23 protein-coding genes are annotated in these 25504 nt (G+C 65.5%); 19 read left to right on the top strand and 4 right to left on the bottom strand.

The features are described 5' to 3' along the window. Positions 1-9: 9 nt before the first annotated feature. Positions 10-1518 carry an NAD(P)/FAD-dependent oxidoreductase gene (locus H7I57_RS27550; protein WP_372510471.1) on the bottom strand — a complete coding sequence of 503 codons (1509 nt, stop codon included), beginning with the start codon at positions 1516-1518 and terminating at the stop codon, positions 10-12. A gap of 199 nt (positions 1519-1717) precedes the next feature. Here H7I57_RS27550 and H7I57_RS27555 point away from each other — a divergent pair, with 199 nt between their 5' ends. Next, positions 1718-2812, top strand: coding sequence for a phosphotransferase (locus tag H7I57_RS27555; protein ID WP_264027560.1), 1095 nt, complete (start codon positions 1718-1720; stop codon positions 2810-2812). 45 nt (positions 2813-2857) lie between these two features. Then, positions 2858-3997 carry an epoxide hydrolase family protein gene (locus H7I57_RS27560; RefSeq protein WP_264027561.1) on the top strand — a complete coding sequence of 380 codons (1140 nt, stop codon included), beginning with the start codon at positions 2858-2860 and terminating at the stop codon, positions 3995-3997. On the opposite strand, the gene H7I57_RS33605 is transcribed toward H7I57_RS27560, so the two are convergent. Together H7I57_RS33605 and H7I57_RS27570 are read right to left on the bottom strand one after the other, a co-directional pair. Next, positions 3994-4914 (bottom strand): helix-turn-helix transcriptional regulator, encoded by a 921-nt coding sequence (locus H7I57_RS33605; protein ID WP_264027563.1) that lies wholly within the window; start codon positions 4912-4914, stop codon positions 3994-3996. The two genes, H7I57_RS27560 and H7I57_RS33605, sit on opposite strands and share 4 nt — an antisense overlap. A gap of 233 nt (positions 4915-5147) precedes the next feature. Continuing rightward, entirely contained in the window at positions 5148-6269 is a 1122-nt protein-coding gene (locus H7I57_RS27570) for a response regulator transcription factor (protein ID WP_264027565.1), read from the bottom strand. A gap of 169 nt (positions 6270-6438) precedes the next feature. Between H7I57_RS27570 and H7I57_RS27575 the strand changes: the two genes are divergently transcribed. The 16 genes from H7I57_RS27575 (at position 6439) to H7I57_RS27650 (ending at position 23600) form a co-directional block, all read left to right on the top strand. Then, on the top strand, positions 6439-7602 hold the full coding sequence (locus H7I57_RS27575; protein WP_264027567.1) for an acyl-CoA dehydrogenase family protein: 1164 nt from the start codon (positions 6439-6441) through the stop codon (positions 7600-7602). 20 nt (positions 7603-7622) lie between these two features. Continuing rightward, complete coding sequence (locus H7I57_RS27580) at positions 7623-8429, top strand: enoyl-CoA hydratase/isomerase family protein (protein ID WP_264027569.1); 807 nt, start codon at positions 7623-7625, stop codon at positions 8427-8429. A gap of 13 nt (positions 8430-8442) precedes the next feature. Further along, complete coding sequence (locus H7I57_RS27585; protein WP_264027570.1) at positions 8443-9318, top strand: SDR family oxidoreductase; 876 nt, start codon at positions 8443-8445, stop codon at positions 9316-9318. Continuing rightward, on the top strand, positions 9315-10073 hold the full coding sequence (locus H7I57_RS27590) for an SDR family NAD(P)-dependent oxidoreductase (RefSeq protein ID WP_260756439.1): 759 nt from the start codon (positions 9315-9317) through the stop codon (positions 10071-10073). Before H7I57_RS27585 ends, H7I57_RS27590 begins: the two co-directional genes overlap by 4 nt. A gap of 11 nt (positions 10074-10084) precedes the next feature. After that, complete coding sequence (locus tag H7I57_RS27595) at positions 10085-11644, top strand: long-chain-fatty-acid--CoA ligase (protein WP_264027574.1); 1560 nt, start codon at positions 10085-10087, stop codon at positions 11642-11644. A gap of 40 nt (positions 11645-11684) precedes the next feature. Then, a complete protein-coding gene (locus H7I57_RS27600) occupies positions 11685-13010 on the top strand; it encodes a cytochrome P450 (RefSeq protein ID WP_264027576.1) in 1326 nt (441 codons plus the stop codon). A 34-nt stretch (positions 13011-13044) separates the two neighbouring features. Next, entirely contained in the window at positions 13045-13440 is a 396-nt protein-coding gene (locus H7I57_RS27605; protein WP_260756436.1) for a limonene-1,2-epoxide hydrolase family protein, read from the top strand. A 106-nt stretch (positions 13441-13546) separates the two neighbouring features. After that, the gene (locus tag H7I57_RS27610) at positions 13547-14296 is read left to right on the top strand and encodes an enoyl-CoA hydratase/isomerase family protein (RefSeq protein WP_264027578.1); all 750 of its coding nucleotides are present in this window, start codon (positions 13547-13549) and stop codon (positions 14294-14296) included. A gap of 12 nt (positions 14297-14308) precedes the next feature. Further along, positions 14309-15334, top strand: a complete 1026-nt coding sequence (locus H7I57_RS27615; RefSeq protein WP_264027579.1) for a phosphotransferase family protein — start codon at positions 14309-14311, stop codon at positions 15332-15334. Further along, complete coding sequence (locus H7I57_RS27620) at positions 15331-16350, top strand: Rv3169 family protein (RefSeq protein ID WP_264027582.1); 1020 nt, start codon at positions 15331-15333, stop codon at positions 16348-16350. Before H7I57_RS27615 ends, H7I57_RS27620 begins: the two co-directional genes overlap by 4 nt. A gap of 79 nt (positions 16351-16429) precedes the next feature. Further along, complete coding sequence (locus H7I57_RS27625) at positions 16430-16855, top strand: ester cyclase (RefSeq protein ID WP_264027584.1); 426 nt, start codon at positions 16430-16432, stop codon at positions 16853-16855. A gap of 4 nt (positions 16856-16859) precedes the next feature. After that, a complete protein-coding gene (locus H7I57_RS27630; RefSeq protein WP_264027585.1) occupies positions 16860-17840 on the top strand; it encodes a quinone oxidoreductase family protein in 981 nt (326 codons plus the stop codon). After that, positions 17837-18643 (top strand): enoyl-CoA hydratase/isomerase family protein, encoded by an 807-nt coding sequence (locus tag H7I57_RS27635; RefSeq protein WP_264027587.1) that lies wholly within the window; start codon positions 17837-17839, stop codon positions 18641-18643. Before H7I57_RS27630 ends, H7I57_RS27635 begins: the two co-directional genes overlap by 4 nt. A gap of 69 nt (positions 18644-18712) precedes the next feature. After that, positions 18713-20371 carry an AMP-binding protein gene (locus tag H7I57_RS27640; protein WP_264027589.1) on the top strand — a complete coding sequence of 553 codons (1659 nt, stop codon included), beginning with the start codon at positions 18713-18715 and terminating at the stop codon, positions 20369-20371. Positions 20372-20394: 23 nt separating this feature from the next. Further along, positions 20395-21585, top strand: a complete 1191-nt coding sequence (locus H7I57_RS27645; RefSeq protein ID WP_264027590.1) for an acyl-CoA dehydrogenase family protein — start codon at positions 20395-20397, stop codon at positions 21583-21585. A gap of 17 nt (positions 21586-21602) precedes the next feature. After that, the gene (locus H7I57_RS27650; RefSeq protein WP_264027593.1) at positions 21603-23600 is read left to right on the top strand and encodes an AMP-binding protein; all 1998 of its coding nucleotides are present in this window, start codon (positions 21603-21605) and stop codon (positions 23598-23600) included. Here the strand turns inward: H7I57_RS27650 and H7I57_RS27655 are convergent. Beyond that, positions 23540-24328: a FadR/GntR family transcriptional regulator gene (locus H7I57_RS27655; RefSeq protein ID WP_264027594.1), complete on the bottom strand. Its 789-nt coding sequence runs from the start codon at positions 24326-24328 to the stop codon at positions 23540-23542. The genes H7I57_RS27650 and H7I57_RS27655 overlap by 61 nt on opposite strands. Positions 24329-24398: 70 nt before the next feature. Here H7I57_RS27655 and H7I57_RS27660 point away from each other — a divergent pair, with 70 nt between their 5' ends. Further along, a complete protein-coding gene (locus H7I57_RS27660) occupies positions 24399-25475 on the top strand; it encodes an acyl-CoA dehydrogenase family protein (protein WP_264027595.1) in 1077 nt (358 codons plus the stop codon). The last annotated feature ends 29 nt before the right edge of the window (positions 25476-25504 follow it).

Raw genomic sequence — 25504 nt, forward strand, 5'->3', positions numbered from 1 at the left:
CTCCCTCACTCAGATCCTCTCGGCGTCGACGCGGCCCGCAGCCACGACAGCGGTTTCGGGAGCGTCCTTGGTGCGCGTCGCCGCCGCCCGATGTGTCGGAATCACCGGCGGCTTGCCGATGCTCCATCCCGCGTTCTCCGTCGAGACCGGCTTCGTCGACCGGAATCCGTCGAGGAGGCGGTGCCGTCGGATGCCGATCTCGTGTGGTAGTTGTGACGCCACTTCGGCCAGAATCGCCGGGCGATCCGCCCCTGGCTGACGCAGCGCTGCGATGAGTCCATTGACCAGACGGCGAACGTTGATCACCTGTTCCACTGGACGCCCTCTGTTGAACGTGTCAGAGAAGTCGGGGTTTTCGTCGCCGACGAAACCGCGCAATACTTCGTGGACCAGCGGACTGCTCGGTTTCGGGTGGGTCTCCCGGTTGCCCCAGTGATAGGTCGAGATCGTGTCGCGGTCGCGTTCGCGTTCGTAGTCGCGCAACGCCACATCCAACGCCCGCTCATCGCCGAGGGTTCGGGCAATGGCCTGGCCGAGCAGACGGCCGTGCTTGAGGGCATCGCGCTGCCCGTTGCCGGTGACCGGGTCCTTGAAGTGGCCGGCATCGCCCGTCAGCGCCCAACCCGGGCCGCTGGAACGCCGGTAAAACGACGACAGGTCATCGGTGATCCGCATCTTGCTCATGTTCGTCGCGTCTCCGATACGCGCTCGCAACCGCGGGTCGCGAGCCAACTTCTCCTCCCACATGTCCTCCGGCGCCTCCCGGAACCGAGGGATGTCCCTGGCATCGCACATGTGGACGACGATCGTCCTGCCTGCCGGAGAACTCGGCAGCACGAGCGCCATGTTTGTGTCTGCCCGGAATATCTCGTACGCGTTCTGGTTCTTGATGCCGACCGGGTCGTCGATATAGCGAAACGCGAAGCCACGCAGGTTCTTCGACCCGCGATAGGGCTCCCACACTCCCAGTGCAGCGGCAGTCCGCGATCTACGCCCGTCTGCACCGACCACCACACGCGCGTGGATCTCGTGGACCTCACCCGGCCGGCCACCGATTCGGTAGCGAACGCCCGCGGCACGCTCGCCCTTCCACACCACGTCTTCGACACTGCAGTGCTCCCGGACATCCACTCCGGCATCGCGGGCGGTCTCCACCAGCAGCACGTCGAGCTGATCACGCGGTATGCACAAGCCGAAGTCGATGCCCTGATACTCGCGGAAGCGTTCCCGGAATGACACGCTGCCGTCGTTGACCGCCAGGTATCGAGGCTTGGCCGGGCCCAGCGCCAAGACGCGGTCGAGCGCGCTCATCAAGAGCAGCTCCTGGACGCCACTCGGCACCATCGCGTGGGTGCTCAGGGTGTCCGACGGAAAGCGGACCTTGTCCAACACGACCACGCGAAGTCCGGAGCGCGCCAGCGGAACAGCGGTCGCGGTCCCGGCCAACCGGGCCCCGACGATGACGACGTCAGCCTCTTCGATCGTCGTCGGCAAGTCCTCGCTTGTAGCCGCCACCATTCCCCACTTTTCTCAGTAGACCTCACTGCAGTGTGCATCAGGATTCCCGCAGCCGCGCCATCCGAAGGGGTCATGTTTCGTTCTCCGAAGGGGCAGGTTCGGCCGAAGTTCGACGGCGATCGCCCGGCGCTGCCCTAGCATTCCGCTGCGACGCCGATACCGACGGCGCTCCTGCAGCAACGAATGAGGTGGTCTGCCAATGGCTACGACCCAAGCCGCGAACATCCGCCCGGAAGAGGTCAGCGCGGAGTGGCTGACATGGGCACTTCGCCGATCAGGCGTTCTCGGCGAGGACGCGGCCGTGACGTCGGCGAACCGGGAACCCTGCGGCACGGGGCAGTTGGCCGATTCGTACCGCTTCACGCTCGAATACGACCCGCCGGGTGCCGGGCCCGGGACGGTCGTCGGCAAGTTCGCCTCGGGCGATGAGGCCAGCCGCACCTTCGGACAACAGTCCGGCTACTACCGCACCGAGATCCTCTTCTATCAGCAGTTGGCACCGCGGCTTTCCGCGGTGGCGCTTCCGACCCCGCTGCACGCCGAGGTCACCGACGACGGCGCCGAGTTCGTGCTCCTGATGGACGATCTGGCCCCCGCACGGGCGGTCGATCAGCTCGTCGGTTGCACAATCGACGAGGCCGCACTGGTTGTCCAACAACTCGCGGCTCTCCACGCCGGATCATGGCGCGACGACCGACTCGCCACGATGGACTGGTTACAGGGCGCCATCGCGTCCTTCTCGGACATCACGGGGAACTTCCCGGCCACCGTTGAGGCGTTCCCGGCGACATTCGGCGAGCTGGTGGCGGAGTCGGACCTGAGGCAGGCAGCCAAACTCAACGCCCTCCGTGCCAAGTGGAATCAACTCATCAGAACGCCATTATGTCTGTGGCACAGTGATGTTCGTGCCGACAATCTGCTCTTCGACGCGCGCGGAGGCCGCACCCCGGTCGCACTGCTCGACTGGCAGGGCGTGGGATACGGATACGGACCCATCGACGTCGCGTACTTCCTGAGCACCAGTCTGAACATCGAGGATCGGCGCAGCGCTGAGCGGGATCTCGTGCGGCTGTATCAGAACGAGCTCGCAGCGCAGGGAATCGACGACTACCCCGCTGAGCGAGCGTGGGACGACTACCGGGTCCTGGCCATCCATCCTCTTCAGATCGGCGTATTCGGCGCCGGCGCAGTCAGACGCAGCGAGCGGGGAGACCAGCTTTGGAAGCAATGGATAGAGCGCGCCGCCCAACACACCCGCGACCTCGACAGCTTCCAGGCCCTCGCGGCCCGCTGACCCTCATCCCACCGACGCCCGCATCTTCTGCAGAGGAGCCGAATCATGCTGACTTCCTTCACCACTGATGTTCCGGAAGCCGCAGTCAAAGATCTGCGCGAACGCCTCGCACGGACACGCTGGCCGGAGCCGGAGACCGTCGCCGACTGGTCGCAGGGCATCCCGCTGGACTACGTCAAGGACGTCTGCGACTACTGGGCAACCGACTACGACTGGCGCCGCTTCGAATCCAAGATCAACGCCTTCGACCAGGGCATCACCACCATCGACGGTCTCGACATCCACTTCGTCCATGCGCCGAGCCCGGAACCGAACGCCACGCCGCTGATCATCATCCACGGCTGGCCTGGATCGGTGGTCGAGCACCTCGACATCATTCAGCCGCTGCGTAATCCGGTCGCGCACGGTGGCAACGCCGAGGACGCCTATCACGTAGTGGTGCCCTCGCTGCCGGGCTACGGGTTCAGCGGCAAGCCCACCACAGCCGGGTGGTCGGTCGCGCGGATCGCATCGGCCTGGGCGGAACTGATGAAACGGCTGGGATACGAGCACTTCTACGTCCAGGGCGGCGACTGGGGCGCAGGCATTGCTGCGACGATGGGCTACGCACAAACCGAAGTCGTGGCCGGCATCCACGTCAACCTCGCGCTCTGCAGCCCGGAGGAGCTGATGAAGCTCGGCGAGCCGACCGCCGAGGAGATGGGTCAGCTGGGCAAGTTCCAGAACTACCTCGACTGGGAAAGCGGTTACTCCCAGCAGCAGAGCACCCGGCCGCAAACACTGGGCTACGGCCTGACCGACTCACCGGCCGGGCAGTGCGCCTGGATTCTGGAGAAGTTCAAGGCCTGGACCGACTGCGACGGCCACCCGGAGAACGTCATCTCGCGCGACACCATGCTCGACAACATCTCGCTGTACTGGTTCACCGCGACCGCGGCGTCCTCGGCCCGGCTGTACTGGGAGAGCTTCAAAGGCCTGCTCACCGATTTCACCCCGGTCACGGTGCCGGCTGCCTACAGCTGCTTTCCGGAGGACCTGTTCACCATGACCGAGCGATGGGCCAGAACCCGATTCGCGGATCTGCGGTACTACAGCCAGCCCGACCGCGGCGGTCACTTTCCCTCACTGGAGCGGCCGGAGACGTTCATCACCGAGGTGCGCAACGGCTTGCGTGCGCTTGGCTAGCGCCCCGGGCTCGGTGGACCGGCCGCATAAAACTGGCCGATGAGCTCGGACCGGTTGACGGCTCCCGCCTTGCGCAACATGTGCTGAACATGCGACTTGACCGTGCTTTCGGCGATGGCGAGCTGCTCTGCGATCTGCTTGTTGTCGAGCCCGGCCGAAATCAGCGTCATGACCTCGCCCTCCCTGGCAGTGAACTCGCTCTCCACGCTCACCAGCGGTGGCGAGTTACGTCTGTCCGTCTCGTCAGCGGACGGACCGGCCTGTTCTCGACCGACCAACTGCATCAGGTCGACGCTGGTATCCGATTCCGTCACCGCGTGCTGCAGGCCCGAGAGTGCCTGTCGGACCTGCGCGGACCGAGTATCGAGGCGCCGCAGAATTCTCACCAGTTCGAGGTGGCCGCCGAGGCAATTGGCATATCGGCCCAGCCGAACGCTCAAATCTGGATTGCGGCAAAGTGACGCCGCAGACTCGGCGGCGTAGATCAGGCCGACGATCCTGTCCTCAGCCACGACGGGCGCGATCGCGAACGAACTACGGCCCATGAGTTGTGAGACCGCGACCGGCTGCGGACCATCACCCGGACCGCGCACTCGGGCCGCCTGACGACGCTCCACCACGCCCCGTTCGATCGGGAGCCGGCTGAGCGGCTCCTCGGCTGTGACCCGGGGTCGCGTTTTCCGGGACCCGGCCCGGAAGCTGCTGACCGGCACCCAATTCTCCGCATGGATCCACGCGAACAACACTCGCTCGCTGCCGCATCCACGGGACGCCCCTTCGCAGATCTGCTCAGCGTTGTCCTGGTCGGTACGCAATGACGGCAGCCGCAGCAAGCTAGCCGCGAGATCCTCCCGGGCCCGCTCGGCTTCTCGCTGACGGCATTGGCGCCACTCGTGGTCGAGATCGGCGACCTCCACAGCCATAGATACCAGCGTGCGCGCAGTCGCCGTGTCGTCGCCTCGTCTCTGGGTCTCCTCGACGATCTGCGGAATGAGACGCCGGAACAATTCGTCAATCCGGCTCGGGTCAGCCCTCAATTCGGACATCGACACCGGCTGGATGCCGATCGACCGTGACGCCTTGCGGGTGAACCTCGCGAGATCTGCCGCGACTTCCGGTCCGGAGCGATGTCGGCTGGGCGCTCGGTAAATCACGTCGCACCAACCTCCTTGGGAACTGACTGCAGGTACGTGGCGACCGCACCGGCGCGACTGGTGGCATGGAGTTTGCGCATGATGTTCTTGACGTGGCTCTTGACGGTTTCCACAGACAACACCAACTCCCCGGCGATGGCATGGTTCGTCGCGCCGCTTGCCATCAGTCTCACGACCTGGCGCTCGCGTTCGGTGAGAGTCCGGCCGTGCTTGCCCGGCGCCGGGTCGTCATGTGGCGGAACCACCACGTCGCCGCGAGCGTCCAACGGGGTCCCCGCAGGAGTCGCGACGGCGGGTCCGTCGAGCGCGTCGATGATCGCCCTTAACCCGGCAGTCCACCGGGCCCGTTGTTGCGCGAGCAGCTCATTCAGGACTGCATGCTCGAACATCACCGCGAACCCGGCGGCGAACAGCGCGATGCTATCTCGATCGCTCTGGGAGACTTCCCCGCGTTGGCCGATTCGGTCGGCATGGAAGAAACCGATCACTCGCCTCTTGGCCACAATCGGGGCCGCGACATATGACGTCGTCTTCGTCACTTGTACCAGTGGCTTATACGCGTGCGGGCTGGTCTCGGACACGAGCACCGGCAACCGATGCCGCACCATCTGAGTTTCCGGCAGCAGGTGAGCGAGCGGTATCTCGTTGTCATTCTTTGCGAATCGCGCGAATTCGGCGGCATCCGGATCGGCATGATCACTGGGGCGCATGGTGTCCGGCATCCATCTCGAACCTCGGGCCGACGAAATCATCACCCTGGTGAAGCCGCAGGCTTCGCGCAGTTCCGCAGGCGCCCGGCGTGACATCTCCGCACTGGAGCCCAGGCCGCGAAGCCGCTTGAGCGCGCTTGTCACTGCGGAGTCCGCGCGTTCTCGCTCAGCGGAGTCATGGATGTATAGCCGTCGCCGTTCGCTGACGATGTCGGCCACCACCGCCAGCAGCGCGGGGCCGTCCGGAGATTCAGCCAGCGCGGCTTTGACCTCAGAGAGCAGATCGTCGAGCCGGTGGCGCGCCACCGGGTCGGTGAATGCGTGAGCCAGCAGCGCCTGACGGCGCGCGTCTCCCGACCTGCTGATGATCTCCTCAGCCCGAGAGATGATCTCGCTCGTTCTTTCCACCTCATACCTCCGCAAGCCCGAGCCCCGCATCTGGGATTCAAACACACGAATCATTGTGTTGAGCGATGAACATCACCCATTGGGCTGACGTAGATGGCGGGCCGGCTTCTCACACTGGTATCCGCCGCAGCCTGCCCGCTGCGGCCGAACGCTTCGGCCGAGGAGCTCCATGACGGGGTTTAACTTCGCGATCAGCGAAGAGCAAGCGGCGTTGGTCGACGTCGCCTCTCGCTTCGCTGAGCGACAGCTCGCCCCCTACTACAAGCAGCGCGAACGAGAGGGCCGGTACGACCGCGACACCTTGCGCGCAATGGGCGCACTGGGCCTCTTCGGAGTGGAATTACCTGAGGAGTTCGGCGGGCTCGGAGTTGACTGCACCACGACGGGTCTCGTCCTCGAGGCGATCTGCCGGTCGGACTACAACATCGGTCAGCTCCTGGTGACGATGTCCTTGAGTGGAGCCGTGCTCGCCGCGCACGGCGACCCAGAAGTCGTCGGTCCGTGGTTACGCATGATGACGGCGGGCGAGGCGATACCGGCGATCGCACTGACCGAACCGGGCAGCGGGTCCGACGCGGCCAGCCTGACAGTGCGCGCCATCCGGGACGGCGACACCTACATCCTTGACGGCGAGAAGAACTCAGTCACCTTCGCCACCCAGGCCCAGTTCGCGATCGTCTGGGCCCGCACCGGCACTCCGGCCAGCGGTGCGCGGGGTATCAGCGCCTTCCTCGTACCCATGGATGTCCCGGGTATCAGCGCGACCGAGTTCGACGACCTCGGCGGCCGCTGCGCCGGCCGCGGAGCGGTCTTCTTCGACAACGTCGTCGTTCCGGCCGATCACTTGATCGGCGGTCAGAACAAGGGCTTTGTCCAAGTGATGCAGGGTTTCGACTACAGCCGTGCTTTGATCGGGCTGCAGTGCCTCGCCGTTGCCCGGCAGTCCCTCGATGAGACCTGGAAGTCCACCAGCGAGCGCACGAGCTTCGGCCGACCGCTCATCGCCAACCAGGGCGTGTCATTCCCCCTGGCCGAGGCGGAGACCCAACTCGAAGCATGCCGACTGCTCTGCCTGAAAACGCTGTGGCTCAAAGACAATGGACTACAGCACACCGCCGAAGCGGCAATGTGCAAGTGGTGGGGGCCCAAACTCGCCTTCGAGATCGTACAAACCTGCCTGCTCCTGCACGGACATGGCGGCTGGAGCGAGGAGATGCCCTTCGCTCAGCGGCTACGCGACGTCCTCGGGCTGCAGATCGGGGACGGCACCGCACAGATCATGAAACTGGTCATAGCCCGGCAAAAAGCCGGCCGAGATGCGGTCGCGACATGACCCCGGAAGAAGGACGCCCCATGCCGAAAGTGATCTACGAGAAGCGTGGGCAGATCGCCTACGTCACGCTGAATCGGCCCGAGGTCCACAACGCGATCGACACCGAGACCGACGAGTTGCTCTTCGAAGCATGGACGCGGTTCCGCGACGACCCCGAGGTCCGCGTGGCGATCCTCACCGGCTCGGGCGACACCACTTTCTGTGCAGGCGCGGATCTCAAGACCCATGTCGATTCGTGGCTCAACGCCGGGCCCGACCTCGGACGCAGCGTGCTGGAGAAAGGGTTCGCGGGCCGGATCACACGTGGTCTGCACCGCACCCCCAAACCGATCATCGCCGGGTTGAACGGCTGGGTGATCGGCGGCGGCATCGAACTGGCACTGGCCTGCGACATCCGAGTCGCTTCCGAGCGGGCCAACTTCGGGTTCTTCCATATTCGCCGAGGCATGCACTTCGCCGACGGCGGCATCGTCCGACTGGTCAACACGGTCGGCGTCGGCATCGCCATGGAGCTGGAACTGATGGGTGAACCTATCGACGCGCAGCGCGCCAAGGAGATACATCTGGTCAATCGCGTTGTGCCACACGATCAGGTCATCTCGACCGCAGAGGAGATCGCGGCCAAGATCCTGCGGAATCCGAGGGCCGCGGTGGAATCGGCAAAGCAGACGATTCTCGAGGTCATTGGACGGCCGCTGGACGATCAGCTGCGACTCGAATGTCTGTACGGCTACGCGACGATGGGCGACCCGGAGATCGTCGAGCGCAAGGAGGAGTTCATCCAGCGCCGCGACCAGGACCGCGCCACGACGAACTCCGACACCTGAAAAGAGACGAAACGTGCCTTACGATTCCATTTACCGGCAGGACCTGTTCGCCGGCCGGACAGTCATCGTCACCGGCGGCGGCAGCGGCATCGGGCGCTGTACCGCGCACGAGTTGGCCTCTCTCGGAGCGCATGTCGCGATAGTCGGACGCAGTACCGGCAAGCTCGAGCGGGTCCGCGGCGAGATCGAATCCGATGGGGGCTCGATATCAACCCATATCGCCGATATCCGTGACGAGGACTCGGTCATCGCCACGGTCGAGCAGGTGCTGGTCGACCGGGGGCGCATCGACGGCCTGGTCAACAACGCCGGAGGCCAGTATCGCGCTCCGATGAAGTCCATCTCGACGAAGGGCTTCGAGGCGGTCGTCCGCAGCAATCTGACCGGTGGATTCATCGTGATGCGCGAGGTCTACAACCGGTGGATGGTCGACCACGGCGGCTCAATCGTGAACATGATCGCCGACATCTGGCACGGCTGGCCACACTTCTCCCATTCCGCCGCCGCCCGCGGCGGAATGCTGACACTCAGCGAGTGCGCCGCAACGGAATGGGCGGAGTCGGGTGTTCGGGTCAACACCGTCGCCCCCGGCTCGATTGCCTCGCAAGGTCTGGACACCTACGAAGCCAAGGACACCGCGTTCATCCAGAACGATCTGACCCCCGGTATCCCCCTGCAGCGGTTCGGAACCGAGGCCGAGGTGTCGGCCGCGATCGTATTCCTGCTGTCCCGGGCGGCGAGCTACATCACCGGATCGTGCATCCGGATCGACGGCGGCGCCCCCAACGCCCGGCGGGGATGGTGGGATCTGCAGCCCGCCACGAACAACGAGGCGTTCGATGGGTTCCACCGATCGTCGCTGCCCGAGATCCTCAACGAGGTGCGATGAGTACCGGCGTCGCAGTACTCGGCGGTACGGCGGGCGTCGGGCTGGAGACGGCGGCCCAGTTCGCCGAGCAGGGCGCTCGGGTGGTGATCCTCGGCCGCAACGACGCGAGGGGGCAATCGGCCCGAGAACACGTTCTGGCCCGCGCGGCCAACTGTGACGTGAGCTTTGTCCGCGTCGACGCGGCAGACCCGCACGACGCAATGCGCGCTGAGGCGGAATGTCGAGCGCTGCTCGGATCAATTGACGTACTGATGAATACCACCGGTCCCCGTGACCACCCGCGACTGTTGCACACCATCCCGATCGAGACTGTCCAGCAGCGCATCACCGAGATCATCCTGCCGCCACTGCACATGATGCAGGCGGTCTTACCCGCCATGCGGGACAATCGCAGCGGCTCGATCATCAACGTGGCCTCGGACGCCGCCAAGGTCGCCACGCCCGGGGAAACACTGATCGGTGCGGCGATGGCGGCGATCGTGATGTTCTCCAAAGCCGCTGCCCTGGAGGTCAAGCGCGAAGGCGTGCGCATCAATGTCCTCACCCCGTCGCTGATCTCCGACACCCCGGGCGCGGCGCTGATCGGCTCGGATCCCTTCAGCGCAAAGCTGTTCGAGAAGGCTGCCGCCATGGCACATCTGGGCGTCGCCACTCCGGACGACCTCGCGTCGATGGCGCTGTATCTCGCGAGTCCTGCTGCCGCCCGAATCACCGGGCAGGCGATCAGCATCAACGGCGGAATATCCGTGGGCTGAGGAGACTTCACATGTGGCTGTACGCAGAGATCAAGACGCTCGGTGATATCCCGCGGCACTATGCGCGGACTGAGCCCGGTCGGCTCGCATTGCGTGACGATACCGGCCGGATATCGTTCGCCCAGTTGAACTCCCGCTCGAACCAGATCGCGAATGCACTTGCCGGTCTCGGCGTCGTGGCCGCAGACCGCGTCGCATTTCTGGCCAAGAACACCGCCAGATACTTCGAGGTCCTGTTCGCAGCCAACAAGCTGGGTGCGGCCCTACTCCCGTTGAATTGGCGGCTGGCCGCTCCAGAGATCGAAGAGATCTTGGCCGATGCAAAGCCTCGGGTGCTCATCGCGGATCGCGAGTATCTGGATCTCGCCAAAGACCTCGCCACCTCAAGCGGCGGAAATCTAAGGGTCATCGGATTCGACTCGGCCCGAACGGGAACCGACGAGTTGGACACCCTGACCCGCGCGGCTCCGACGGAGGACCCAGCCGTCGACGTCAACCCCTGGCACACGGCCATCCTGATGTACACCTCGGGCACGACCGGCCGGCCCAAGGGTGCGCAGTTGTCCCACCAGGGTTACCTCTATCTGCGGCTCTGCGAGCATCTCGAGCCGTCCTTCGGCTATACCTCCGATGACCTCATGCTGACCGTCATGCCGCTGTTTCACGCCATGGGTGTCGGACTTGCCCTGCAGGCGCTCTACAACGGAGTTCCGGTGGCGGTCCACTCCATGCCGACACCCGCACGGCTCATCGAAATCATCGCGAGCGAGCGACCCACGGTGGTGCCGTTGGTCCCCACCGTGATCCAGATGCTGCTCGACGACCCGGCCGCCGCCGGTGCGGACTATTCATCAGTACGGCTGATCATCTACGCAGGCGCGGCTATCGGGCTGAGCCTGCTCAAACGTGCTCTGGCCGAAATCGACTGTGATTTCGCGAATTTCTACGGCGCCACCGAGACGAGCGCCGGCGTAACGGTCCTGTCGGCCGCTGACCACCGACTCGAAGATGAGACCGTACTGCAGTCTTGCGGCCGCCCGCTGCCGTTAGTCGAGATCAAGATCGCCGGCACCGACGGTGGTGAGTTGCCGCCCGGCGAAGTAGGCGAGTTTCTGATCCGTTCACCGTCGCTGATAACCGGGTACTTCAACCGGCCTCAAACGACAGCGTCCGCCTTCCGCGACGGTTGGTACTACTCCGGCGACTGCGGATACCGCACCACCGATGGATTGCTGTTTCTCGTCGACCGGATCAAGGACATGATCGTGACCGGGGGATCCAACGTCTACTCCACTGAGGTCGAACAGGTCGTGCTGCGCCTCGACGGCGTCATGATGTGCGCGGTCGTCGGCCTACCGGATGAGAAATGGGGCGAACGGGTGGTCGCGGTCGTCGTCGCCGAGCCGAGTTCGGGACTGTCCGAAAACCGGGTCATCGAGCACTGCCGTCCACTCATTGCCGGCTACAAGGTGCCCAAACAAGTCCACTTCACCGACTCGCTGCCCTTAACCGCCAGCAACAAGGTGCTCAAACGCGCACTGCGGGAGAGCCTGCTGGGCGATTCCCTATGACCGCGCACCCGAAGAGCCACACAACTAAAGGAGAACACCGATGACATCCACTCAGAGACAAACAGATTTTGCTGTCCCCGACTGGGTGGCCAAACAGATCATCCTGGCGGAGGGCCACCGCGACGAGGTGGCCCTGTACGAGGCCTACCGATGGCTGCGGGAGAACAACCCGCTGGGTATCGGCTACGTCGACGGTTTCGATCCCATCTACCTGGTCAGCAAGCACGCCGACATCATGGAGATCGAGCGTCAGCCGCAGATCTTCACCAACGGCGGCGGGGACAAACCGGGTTCGGAGAACCCGATCCTGACCAACATCGCCGGAGACGAGTTCACCAAGTCGCTGACGGGCGGGAGTCTGCGGATCCTGGAAACGCTGCCCTATCTCGATCCGCCGGAGCACACTCAGGTCCGCAATATCGCCGCGGACTGGTTCCGGCCCAGAAACCTGGAGCAGTGGGAGACGCGCATCAGGGCACTGGCCAGGGAAGCCGTTGACCGGTTGCTGCAGACCGATGGCGAACTCGACTTCGTCCAGGGCTTCACTAAGTTCTATCCCCTTCACGTCATCATGAGCCTGTTCGGCCTCCCAGAGGCCGACGAACCTCGGATGATGTCGCTGAGCCAGGATCTTTTCGGTACCGCCGACCCCGACGCAATCCGCGAGGACATCGAGCCGCTCTCGCCGGCCGCAGCCGCGCAGCAGTGGGCCGCGGCGGTCCAAGACTTCTACGGGTATTTCGATGGCCTGCTTCAGGACCGGCGGGCCAATCCACGCGACGATCTGGCGACCATCATCGCCACAGCGCGAACCGAGGCCGGGGAGCTCTACCCGCCAGAGACCGCGTACGGGTACTTCGTGGCCGTCGCCACCGCCGGCCATGACACCACGTCGGCGACACTAGCCACCGGAATTCAGGCGCTAGCCGAGAATCCTGCGCTGCTGCAACGCATCCGCAACGATCTTTCGCTGATCCCGGATTGGGTCAACGAGACGCTGCGGTGGTCCTCGCCGGTCAAACACTTCATGCGCACGGCCTTGGAGCCGTATCAGCTGCGCGGCCGCTCGATCAACGTCGGCGATCGGTTGATGCTGCTCTACCAGTCGGCCAACCGCGACGCCGACGTATTCGATGATCCCGATGTGTTCAACATCGACCGCCACCCGAACAAGCACATCGCCTTCGGGTACGGTCCGCATCTGTGCATCGGTATGGCGCTGGCGAAGCAGGAACTTCGGATCATGGCTGAAGAGTTGCTGCCCAAGATCGAATCCATCGAGTTGACCGGCCCGGCCAAGGTGGTACAGACCACGTTCGTCGGCGGACTGAAGAACCTGCCCGTCAAGATCACGTTCGCCGAGTGAGCTGGCGACCGCCACCAACGAGGAGTCTCTGAAAGTGCATCACATTACGAAAGTTGAATACTTCTTCGCACGCTGGAGCATCAGCTACGGCGAGCTTTGTGCCGCTTTCACCGACACCTTGACCGCGGATGCGCCTTGGCTGGCTGCTCCCGGCATCCCCGAGACACATGGCGCTGCAGAGGCTATCGCACTGCTTGATCAATTCCGGGTCGGCTACAACCTGGAGACAGTGCAAGTGCGAATGGTGCGAATCGGACAGACCGGGGAAGTCGTCTGGACAGAGCGGACCGATGACCTGATCGATCGCGATGGAACCGTCATCGTATCCATTCCGGTGGCCGGGGTGCTGACGCTCAATGACAGCGGCAAGATCACAAGCTACCGCGACTATTGGGATATGCAGGAGTTGCAGTCCAAGGCGAATACGTAGCAAAGGACTCAGGATTGCCGCCGCGAGCCGCGGCGGAACACGGAATCGTCGAAAGGACAGGATCGCATTGGGCTACAAATCATTTCAGCTCCATGTGGACGACGGGTTGGCCGTCGTCACCCTGAGTCGACCACAGCGCGGCAATAGTTTCGATCTAACCTTCTGTCACGAGTTCGGCCTGCTGGCAGTCGAACTCAGTTCGCGAAGCGGCATCCGGGCGGTTCTGTTGCGTGCGACAGGCTCCCACTTCAGCGTCGGGGGTGATCTGGAGCAGTTCACAACTGATATCGACTCCGCGCCGGCCACCGTGCTGAAGAGCACAATCGGACTGCATACGGCTATGGCGAGGCTGATGCGCATGGACGCTCCGCTGATTGCGTGTGTTCATGCCACAGCCGCCGGAGGGGCGGTGTCGATCATCGCCAATTGCGATCTCGTTTTCAGCGCGGAGTCGGCGTCCTTTGCGGCCGCCTACTCCCACATAGGATTCACCTGCGACCTCGGGGCAAGTTTCGGCCTCGCGTCACGAATGGGCATCGCCCGCGCTCGCCGGTATCTGTTGCTGGGCGAGGTCCTCGACGCAGCGACGGCGCATGAAGTCGGCCTTGTCGACTACGTCCTGTCCGATGACGCCGTCGACGAGGCGGCACGTAAGGCCGCCGAGCGGCTCAGCGCGGGTCCGACCCGTGCATACGGCGAGGTCCGTCGGCTGTTGGCGCGTTCGCTAGGTACGCCGTTCGAGGCGCAACTCGAAGATGAGGCACAGGCTCTGGCGCGCGTCGCAGCCTCGCGAGACGCCCGAGATGGATTGTCCGCCTTCACAGAGAAGCGCAAGCCGGTGTTTCGTGGCGAGTGACTGGGTCGCCGAGTGAGCTGGCATTGGACCGACGAAACCCTGCGAGCGTTGGGAAGCTTCCTCGCGGACAGGGGTCTACTTTCGGGCCAACTCACGACGAGGCGAATCGGTGACGGTCACTCGAACCTGACGTATCTGGTCTCCGACGGGAACCGTCAGGTCATCGTGCGCCGCCCGCCCCCGCCGCCGAGCCCTCCCGGTGCACACGATGTGCTTCGCGAGGCCCGGTTCCTCACCGCTCTGCAGGAGACGACCGTTCCGGCGCCGCGGGTCTTGGCGACGGCGCAGGCCGGCGAGATCCTCGATGTCCCGCTGTATGTGATGAGCTACATCGCAGGCCCGGTCGTGACCTCGTCGACCCCGGCACCGCTAGACGCCCCAACCGCACGGGCGGAGATCGGCGCGAGTCTCATCGACACGATGGTGGCGTTGCACGCCGTCGACTGGCGATCGACCGGCCTTGCCGATGCCGGCCGCCCCGCAGGTTTCAATGCCCGGCATCTGCGGACCATCAATCGACTCGTCGCCGACGACAACGGCGATCCACCGCCGCGGTTTGCGCCGGTTTTCTCCTGGCTGACGGCGAATACTCCAGGAGAATCGGGAGATTCGATCATCCACTGCGATTTCCGCCTCGGCAATGTGGTGCTTGCCCCCGAAGGGCCTGGACGGGTCGCTGCCGTCCTGGACTGGGAATTGGCCACCATCGGCGACCCGCTGCTCGACCTCGGCTACTTCCTCGCTACCGTTCCGGAAGCCGGCCGTCCGCTTAACCCGACAGCGGAACTCGGCCTCGCGATGTGTGAGCAGGGCTACCCGACCCGGTCACAGCTGGCGGATCGCTACGCCAGCGCTACAGGTCGCGACCTGTCGGGCTTGCGCTGGTACACCACGCTCGCCTTGTGGAAACTCGCTGTCCTGTACGACTATTCGGGGCGCCGCGCGGCAAGTGGGCACGGTGACCCGTACTACGACGACCCCCGGCTGGTGCCTGCATTCCTGCAGGAGGCCGAGGAAGCGATAGAGGAGCGTCCATGACGGAACCGGCAGTTTTCCATGATGAGCTGGTCCAGCCCGGTGTCCAGGGTCTACCGGATCGGTTCTTCGACCGATTCGTGTTCAACATGCACCCGCGCGACCAGGGACATCCGTCGGTTATCTTCGGCTTCGGCAGTTACCCACCGCGCGACACCGCTGACGGCTTTGTCATCGTGAGTACCGAAGATCAGCAACGCAATCTCCGCTTCTCAACCGAACTCAGCGCCACCGACGGAGGCGGAGCCGGACCGTTCCGCTTCCGCGTCGTCGAACCCAATAAGGTCTGGGAGCTGAAACTGGCGGCGAATCCTTCGCAAGTCGAATTCGACCTGATCTGGCGTGCCCGCACGCCGGCGTGGATCGGTGAGATCGCGGTAACCAACGCTGAAGGCGCCCCCTCGTCCTTCGACCATCTTTTCCAGTCCGGTTACTACGAAGGCACTTTGACCATCGACGGGAAGTCCCGATCGGTCGACCGCTGGTTCGGTCAGCGCGACCGGTCCCGGGGTGTCCGCACCATGTCCGGCAGGCAGGGAGCGCACCTGTGGTGCCAGGCGCAGTTCCCCGAGTACTCCGTCGGCTTCCTGCTCGTCGAAACCCGTGACCACCGCCGCGTGCTGCTCGAAGGCGCGGTGATGCACGAGGACGGCGCGCTCGACGTGATCGTGGACGTGACACATGACTTGGACTTCGACGATTCACTGGATCTGCAGTCCGGCACCCTCGACGTGCGGACCGCCGGCGGACGGCGCTACCCGATGGAGATCGACGCTTCGGCCAAAGGCGGTTACATGGCCGGCGGCGGGTACGGCGGTCACCACGGAAAGCCGGCCGGTATCGACCACCTCGAATTCGACGTCTACCCGCTCGACGGATCTGTGAACGCCCGCACACTGGACTCGTCGCTCACCGACCGCCTGGCGGAGTTCCGGATGGGAGAAGTCACCGGTCGCGGGATCCTCGAGTTCGCGCTCAGCCGCAGCCGCTCGTATGAGTACCGCCCGACGCTCAAATGACTCCGCCCCGTCGTGTGGCGGCCGAAAACCCCTCCTAAGGGGGACGCCGGAGCGTCCGCGGCGGCGTTACCTTTCGCGGATGACCTCCGACCTCGCCGGGTATCCCGCCCGTTATTTCGCCGCGTGGACCCAACGCGACCTCGACACCGCACTCGACGTGATCGCCGAGACCGTCGACTGGCAGGACCCCTCGTTGCCGGAACCGATCACCGACCGCGACGGCGCGGCCGGGTTCTTCACCGCCGCCTGGAGCGGGTTCCCCGACATGGCGTTCCATCCGGTCGGCGACCCGCTCGTCGACACGGCCAACAACCGGGTGACGCAGGAGTGGCGGATGACCGGCACCCATACCGGCGAGGGCTTCCCGCCCGGAGTGCCGCCCACCGGACAGGCTTTCGACGTCGCCGGAACGGACGTCTGGGAGGTCGACGATGCCGGCCGCGCGACATCGGTGCACGCCTACTGGAACGTCGGCACCCTGCTGACCCAACTCGGCCTGGTCTGACGCTTTGCATGCCGTCGTCCTCCGCGAGTTCGGCCCACCGGCGGTCCTGCAACCGGCCTCGTTCCCGGATCCGGTCGACAAGCCCGGGTGGGTCACCGTCGAACTCAAAGCCGCGGCACTGAACTGGCATGACGTCCTGGTTCGGCAGGGGCGCTACAACTCGCCGCTGCCGCATGTGATCGGCGCCGACGGCGCCGGAGTGCGCCGTGACACCGGCGAGGCGGTGGTGATCGTGCCGTCCCTGCACTGGGGTGAGCGCGACGACGCCCCGTCGCCGGGCTGGGAGATCCTCGGCGACCACCGCCCAGGTACCTACGCGGAACTGGTCAGCGTCCCGGCGGAATGCCTGGCTCCCAAACCCGCCGGGTTCAACTGGGTGCAGGCCGCCGCTCTACCGCTGGTGGGTCTGACCACCTATCGTGCACTGTTCGCCCGGGGCCGGCTGCGAGCCGGCGAGACGATGCTGGTGGTCGGCGCAGGCGGCGGAATCGCCACTATGGCAGTGCAATTGGCCTCCCGCGCCGGTGCCGCGGTCATCGTCACGTCGTCGGCGGCGGACAAAATCGCCCATGCGGTCGCCGAAGGGGCCGGCGACGGTGTGCTGCACACCGACCCGGACTGGCCGGAGCAGGCCCGCGCGATGTCGCCATCGGGCGCCGGATTCGATCTGGTGCTGGACCCGGTGGGCCGCTGGACTGAATCGATCCGCGCCCTGCGCCCGGGCGGCCGACTGGTGGTGCTCGGCGCCAATGCGGCCGAGACCGCCCCGATGGATGTCCGCAAGTTCTACTTCGGGCAATACGACCTGCTCGGCACCACCATGGGCAATGTCCGCGACTTCGCCGGGCTGATCGGCCTTCTCGCCGAGCACCGGGTACCGCCGCCCGCTATCGACCGAGTATTTCCCCTCGACGAGGCGGCCCGGGCCCATCAACACCTCGAGACAAATCGCGGATCCGGCAAGACCGTATTGGAGCATTCATGACCCAGACCCTCGTCGCGTACGACCCTCGCCCCGTCGGCCCGGAGCCCGGCGCACCGCTGGCCGCCTACCTGATCCTCGACGATCCGCAGCGGCGAAATGCTCTGTCGGACACACTACTTGACCAGTTGATGGACGGTCTCAACCGCGCAGCCGCCGACCCGCAGGTCCGAGTCATCGTCCTGACCTCCTCCCACGACAAGGTGTTCTCCTCCGGCGGCAACCTGGACGCTTTCGCCGACACCCGGCCGACCATCACCAAGTACAGCGGTCTCAACAAGTTCCCGGACCTGTTCCGCACGCTGATGTCGATCGGCAAGCCGGTGGTGTGCGCGGCGAACGGCGACGTGCTCGCCGGGGCACTCGGCATCGCACTGGCCTGCGATCTGGTGATCGCCAAACAGTCGATCCGCCTGGGCTGCCCAGAGATCAACATCGGCGCCTTCCCGTTCATGATCTCCGCACTCATCTTCCGGTCGACCGGCCGACTGGCCGCCAACGAGCTGATGATGACCGGCCGGCTGTTGTCGGCATCCGAGGCCCTGGATGCCGGGCTGCTCAATCGGGTGGTCGCTGACGAGGACTTCGACGACGCGGTGCAGGACTGGGTCGCCACCATCGCGTCGAAGTCCCCACTGCTGCTCGGGCTGGGCAAGAACGCGATTGCCGCAACCCGCGACCTCCCCCTGGATGCGGCACTGGACTACCTGCAGGCCCAGCTCGCCCTGGCCTTCACCACCGAGGACCTTGCTGAAGGAGTCCAGGCATTCAAGGAGAAGCGAGCGCCGGTCTGGCGCAACTCGTGACGACACCGATCTTGCACTATTGGTCTGACCATAATAATGTTTCGGAGATCTGCGGAGGAATGAGCAGCGATGAAACCTGGTAAGTACACCGATCGCTACACGTCCGAGGACGTTCGCGCCTATCGCGACGCCGGACTGTGGAGCGACGAGACGATGTTCGACTTGCTGTCCGCCCAGTCCGAACAGCGACCGGACAAGGTGTTCGCCACCGACGGGCAACGCTGTCTGACCTATGGCGAGATGCACGACTCAGCGCTGCGACTGGCCGCCGGCTTCCACGCCCGCGGCTGGCGCGCCGGGGACGCCGTCGCGGTCCAGCTGCCGAACTGGGTGGAGTTCATCGAGGTGGTGACGGCACTGTCGCGGCTGGGCATCGTCACCGTGCCGATCATGCCGATCTACCGGCGCGACGAGGTCGGCTATGTGGCCGGCCACGCCGACATCCGGGCCATCATCACACCGTCGACCTTCAAGGGTTTCGACTACCTGGACATGTACCGCGACGTCCAAGCAGAGCGTCCGAGTCTGGACATCCTGGTGACTCGCCCGGACGCGGCAGCTGACGCCGTCGCCGCCACGGACGGCAGCCGAGTCACCACCCTGGACTCGGCACGCGCCGACACCGTTCCCGACAGCGCCGATCTGCCGGCACAGCCGAGTCCGGACGACCCGTTCCTCATCGTCTACACCTCGGGCACGACCTCGCGGCCCAAGGGCTGCGTCCACACCTTCAACACGTACTGCTCGGGGGCGCGCACCCTCACCGATGCCTTCGGATACACCGAGCACGACGTTCAATTCGGGCCGTCGCCGATCACCCACACCACCGGCCTGGTCACCAGCGTTCTGGTGCCTCTGCTCAAGGGCGCCGCCACCCACCTGATGGCGGAGTGGGAACCGAAGGGGGGCGCCGCCGAGATCGCCCGGTTCGGCTGCACCCAGGCCGTCACCGCGACCACCTTCCTGCAGATGCTGCTCGAAGCCTACGACTCCCAGCGCGACGACCTGTCCAGCCTCCGTCTATGGGTGTGCGCCGGCTCGCCGATCCCTCGGGCCGTGGTGGAACGCGCCCACCAGACGCTGCCACACCTGAAAGTGCTGAGCCTCTACGGCCGCAGCGAGAACCTCATGACCACGACCTGCACTGTCGCCGACGACACCAGCCGGGCACTGAATTCCGACGGCTCGGCGCAGCCCGGACACAACGTCGCGGTCGTCGACGCACACGGCACGGAGGTTCCCCGCGGGGCCGAAGGCGATATCGCCTACCGTGGTCCGTCGCACATGATCGGCTACCTCGGCGATCCCGCCGAGACAGAAGCGCTGTTCACCCCCGACGGCCTGTCACGGTCCGGGGACCTCGGCGTCATGGACGCCGACGGCTACGTCCGGGTCACCGGCCGAACCAAGGACATCATCATCCGGGGCGGGATGAACATCAGTGCCCGAGAACTCGAGGACCACCTGGTCACCCATCCCGCACTGAGCGACTCGGCCGTCGTGGGTTATCCCGACAGTCGTCTCGGTGAGCGGGTCGCCGTCTTCGTCGTCACCCGGGACGGTCACCCCGAACCGACAGTGGAAGACCTCCGCGCGTACCTCACCGGACACGGTGTCGCGATCCAGAAGACCCCCGAGAAAGTGATCAACGTCAGCAACCTGCCGATAACGGCCACCGGCAAGGTGCAGAAGCACGTGTTGCGCAAGCAAGTGGCCGAATCCGACTGAGCGCCTTCACAGGAACAGGAGTTATGGACCTCAAGGACAGTCCCGCAGAAGCAGAGTTCCGCCACCAGATCCAGGCTTGGCTCGCTGAGACCGTACCGACGCTCGGCGGCCCCGAACCGCACCGACTGGAGGACAAGCGAGACTACTGGGGACGCTGGCAGCGACTGCTGTTCGACGCCGGCTACGCCGGCCTGTCCTGGCCGAGCGAGTTCGGCGGTGGGGGGGCCGATGCCAAGACCAAGGCGGTCTTCACCGAGGAGATGGACCGCGCCGGCGCGCCCGAGCGGCTCAACATCATCGGTGAGGACTTCGGCGGCCCGACCATCATCGCCTTCGGCACAACCGAACAGCAGCAACGCTATCTGAGGCCGATCCTCACCGGGGAACACATCTGGTGCCAACTGTTCTCCGAACCGGAATCCGGCTCGGATCTGGCCTCCCTGCGCACCACGGCCGTCAAGGTCGACGGCGGCTGGAAGATCAACGGCCAGAAGATCTGGACCAGCCGCGCCCAGTTATCCTCGTACGCAATCCTTTTGGCACGCACCGGCGGTGGCCCCCGGCACAAGGGCATCACCTACTTCCTGTTGGACATGGCTGCACCCGGGGTCCGTATCCGCCCGCTCGAGCACATGCTCGGCGAAGCCGAGTTCAACGAGGTGTTCCTCGACGACGTCTTCATCCCGGACTCCGACGTCGTCGGCGCGATCGACGACGGCTGGCGGGTGGCCATGGGGACGCTGGCCTTCGAGCGGGTCGCCATTGCGACCGGGCGGGTCAATACCACCGGGGCGGTCAAAGACCTCATCGCCGAGATTGCCGCGCGCACCGGTGACGACGGGCACCCGCTGGGGACCGACCCGCTGATCCGCCAGCACATCGCCGACCTGTACGGCCGCGCACTGACGCACTACTGCATCAGCCAGCGGGTGATCAGCGGCGCTGCAAGCGGGGAGCCACCGGGCCCGGTGACCTCCATCGGCAAGCTGTTCTTCTGCCCACTGGTGGAGGACATCGCCGACTTCGGCCTCTCGCTGGCCGACCTCGACGGACAATTCTCGTTGCCGCAGAAGGACTCCGCCGGATCGGACGCCGCCGCCGAGCGGTGGCTACGGCTGGCCAATCAGGGCCGGGGCACCGCGATCGCCGGCGGCTCAACATTCATCCAGCGCAACATCGTCGCCGAGCGAATCCTCGGCATGCCCCGGGAGTGACCAAAAGGAATGACCAGATGAGCGACTACCGCTGGATGCCCACAACGGACTATGTCGAGAACGCCAACGTCACCCGACTCGCCCGCGCGCACGGCCTGCGCGACATCGACGAGTTGCGGGACCGCTCGGTGGCCGACCCGGCGTGGTACTGGAACGCGGTCCTGGCCGATCTGGGCATCGAGTTCGCCGCTCCGTACACCGCGGTCCTCGATCTCAGCGGTGGTGTGGAGCATCCCGACTGGTTCACCGGCGCCGAACTCAACATCACCGACGCGTGCCTGCGCCGCTGGCGTGACGCCGGCCCGGGCCGCATCGCCGTTCGGCACGAGACCGAGGACGGCACCACTCGCACAATGACTTTCGGGGAACTGGCCGATCAGGTCGGCGCCGCTGTCGCCGGACTGAAGCGGCTCGGTATCGGCCGCGGCGACGCCGTCGGCCTGTACCTGCCGATGATTCCCGAGGCGGTCGTCGCGGTGTACGCGGTGGCCGCCCTGGGCGCCGTCCTGGTTCCGCTGTTCTCCGGGTTTGCCGCCGCGGCCATCGCCTCCCGGCTCGACGACGCCGACGTCAAGGCGGTAGTGGTGGCCGACGGCACCGTCCGGCGCGGCCGGACCGTGGCGATGCTGCCCCAATTGGCGACCGCTCTGCCCGACTGCCCGGGCGTCGAACATCTCATCGTCATCGACAACGTCGGCAGCGCAACCGATGTCGACTTCGAGGTGACCGTCACGTCTTGGTCCGAGCTCACCGCGACACCGGCCGAACTGGTCACCGAGCAGGTTCCCGCGATGCACCCGCTGATGTTGGGCTACACCTCCGGCACCACCGGCCGGCCCAAGGGTGCGGTTCACACTCATGCCGGATTCCTGGTCAAGACTGCCAGTGAGGTGGCCTACTCCTTCGACATGGACAGCGACGGCGTGTTCTGCTGGATCACCGACATGGGCTGGATCATGGGCCCGCTGTCGATCATCGGCACCCACGCCAACGGCGCCACCCTGGTGCTCTACGAGGGTTCCCCCGACATACCCGATGACTATCGACTGTGGGATCTCGTTGAGCGGCATCGGATCTCGATGCTCGGCGTCTCGCCCACCCTGATCCGCACTCTCAAGGGTTCAGATCTGGACCGGATCCACGAACGGGACCTCTCTTCGGTGCACGTGCTCGGGTCCACCGGTGAACCGTGGGATCCGGGCTCCTACGACTGGCTGGCTCGGCTTGTCTTCGGTGAGCGCGTGCCGGTGATCAACTTCTCCGGCGGGACCGAAGTCGGCGGCTCGTTCCTGGCTCCGTACCCGGTCGAGCCGATCCGCAGCTGTTCACTCGGCGGTCCGTCGCTCGGCATGGACGTCGACGTCGTCGACGATGACGGCCGTTCGGTGCGAGGGCAGGTCGGCGAACTGGTGTGCCGCCAGCCGTGGCCGTCGATGACCCGCGGGGTCTGGAAGGACGACCAGCGTTACCTGGACGCCTACTGGTCACGGTTCCCGGGCCTGTGGCACCACGGAGACTTCGCGATGGTCGACGCGGAAGGCCAGTGGTTCATCCTCGGGCGCTCCGACGACGTGATGAACGTGGCAGGCAAGCGACTCGCCCCGGCCGAGGTCGAGGCCGCCCTGTCAACCCATCCCGCAGTCAGCGAGGCCGCCGCGGTTGGGGTCCCCGACCCGGTCAAGGGAGAAGCGGTGTGGGCGTTCTGGGTCGCCCGGACCCCGACGTCGGTGGACGAGACGGCGGTTTCCCGGGAGCTGAAGCAGATCGTCGGCAAGGAGCTCGGCAAGCCGTTCGCGCCGTCGAAGGTATGGCGAGTCGACGCCCTTCCCAAGACGAGGTCGGCCAAGATTCTGCGGCGGGCGATTCGCGCGGCGGCACTGGGCACCGATCCGGGTGACCTGTCCGGGGCGGAGAACCCCGAAGCGATCGACCGCATCCGCGACGCGGTGCGAGGTCAGTCGTCGACGGTATCCACGGTCGGCGACGGATCGCCGACGGAAATCGAGTCGCGTTGATCAACCTTGAGCGCCGCCGACGCATAGGTATGCACGTGCCGTCTCATCCTGCGGCCGGCAGCTTCGGCGTCCCGCTCCCGAATCGCACGGGTGATCGACTTGTGCGCCCGCGCAGTCACTTCACGCACTGTGGCATCGATGAAGGAGGCGTTCTCGGTGCCGGCGTAGATGGCCTGCGAGAGCGCCGTCATGAAGCCGATGAGAAGTTCGTTGTGACTGGCCATCGCGACGCCGACGTGCCAGTCGACGTTGGCCTGCAGAAACCGGGCCAGGTCGGACTTCGGGTCGGCGATAGCCTCGTTGGCCCGGTCCAGCGTCTCGAGGTCCTCCTCGCTCCGCTTCACCGCCGCGAGTTCGGCGCAGTACGGCTCGAGGGCCTCACGGGTTTCCATCAGGTCGGCCAGCTTGATCTGCCGTCCGCGGATCAACATGCTGACCGTGTTGGCCATCGAGGCCGTGCTGGGACGTTGGACGAAGGCTCCGCCTGCCCGGCCGGCCTTGACCCGAACCAGGTTCTGGACCTCCAGAATCCGCAACGCCTCGCGCACCGTCGCCCGGCTCATCTGAGTCTGCTTGACCAGCTCCCGCTCAGCGGGAAGGGCGGCGCCTTCCGGGAGTTCGCCGCTCAGGATGCGCTCCCGCAACTCCCGGGCGAGAACATCAGGCGCCTTGGGAACGTCGACGGGGCCGAGCGTGATCGACGAACGGGCCGCTGCCTCGCCCTCCATAAGCCTCCTCAGACCCACTAATGGTCTGACCTTAGCACTTGCGCCCATCGACACAGCTGGAGAGAATCGAATGCACTGGGAACTGTCCGACGAAGAGAACCTTTACGCCCAATCGCTGCGCGACTGGCTCGGCGCCCGGGCCGGCTCGGAACAGGTCCGGGCCTGGCTTGACGCCGACGATCATCGCACCTTCGACGACACACTGGCCGAGGACGGCTGGGCCGGGGTGGGATTCGACGAGTCCCGCGGCGGTCAAGGCGGCGGGATGCTTGAACTGGCGCTCACCGCTCGCGAATTGGGTCGCACGGCAGCACCTTCGGGTCGCTGGCTGGCCCGAGCGGTAGCCGATGCCGTCCTGCCGGACGAACTGACGCGGTCGGCACTGGGAGAGGGCGAGTTGACCGCGGTGGCAGTGCGCTGCGACCGGATTCCACCGACCGGCCCGGCGGTGCATCTGCGCGACGGCGCGGTCTCGGGCGAGGTGCCGTGCGTACTGGCCGCCGAGGATGCCGTCCGGTTCGTCGTTCCGGTGCACGTCGCCGACGGCACGCGGTTGGTGCTGGTGGACCGCAACTCAGCAGGTGTGCGCGTCCGGCCACGCCCCCTGCTGGATCGGTCCCGCCATGCCGCGGATGTGGTTTTCGAGAACACGCCGGCGCAGGACCTCGGCGTCGCCGGCACCGAGGCGGCACGGCGGCACTTGGCGGACCGTGCCGCGGCGCTGGTAGCCGCCGACGCACTGGGGGCCGCGGAACGCATGCTCGACATGACGGTCGAGTACGCCAAACAACGCAAGCAGTTCGGCAAGCCGATCGCGGCGTTCCAGGCCGTCAAGCACGCCGCCGCCCAGATGCTGGTCACCGTTGAATCCTCTTATTCGATAACGCTACTGGCGGCGGCCTCGCTTCAGGAGGCCGGCCCCGACGCCGGACTGCACGCCGCCGCGGCCAAGGCGCAGGTCGTCGAGCACTGCGCCGAACTGGCCGACTCCGCACTGACCGTGCACGGCGCCATCGGCTACACCTGGGAGTACGACCTTCAGTTGTTCTACAAGCGGGCCAAGCTCGACCGTGCACTGTTCGGCAATCCCGAGGCCTGGAATGAGCGGCTCGCGACGATGCTGCCGTTGGTACCGGCGGCCTCATGAGTCAGCCCGGACCTTCCTTTTTGGTCTGT

The sequence above is a fragment of the Mycolicibacterium pyrenivorans genome, assembly GCF_025821625.1.
Taxonomy (GTDB): domain Bacteria; phylum Actinomycetota; class Actinomycetes; order Mycobacteriales; family Mycobacteriaceae; genus Mycobacterium; species Mycobacterium pyrenivorans.